Genomic DNA, 297 nt, shown 5'->3' on the forward strand with positions numbered 1-297 from the left:
GCCTCGTCGACCCGACGACCCTGGCGCGCGCCCGCGCGGCCGGCCTCGATCCGGCCGCGATGCTCGCCGACAACGACTCGACCCGCTGCTTCCAGACGATCGGCGACCTCGTCCAGCCCGGTCCCACTCGCACCAATGTCAACGATTGCCGCATCATCCTGGTGGGCTAGGGCCCTGTCGGCGACGCGCCTGAGCACCGCCCTGGCCGGCGGCATCGTGCTTGCCGGCCGGGCCGCCGGGCCGGCCCGTGCGGACCTGCGCATGTGCAACCTGACGGCCAGCACGGGCGGAATCGCG

General features: G+C 74.1%; 1 protein-coding gene. It reads left to right on the forward strand.

Annotation, left to right across the window (positions count from 1 at the left end):
- Positions 1–170, forward strand: a 170-nt coding sequence (locus WDW90_RS38800) for an MOFRL family protein (RefSeq protein ID WP_336492957.1), incomplete at its 5' end; no start/stop codon positions are given.
- Positions 171–297: the final 127 nt, after the last annotated feature.

The sequence above is a fragment of the Methylobacterium nigriterrae genome (genome assembly GCF_037106235.1).
In the GTDB taxonomy this organism is placed as follows: Bacteria; Pseudomonadota; Alphaproteobacteria; order Rhizobiales; family Beijerinckiaceae; genus Methylobacterium; species Methylobacterium nigriterrae.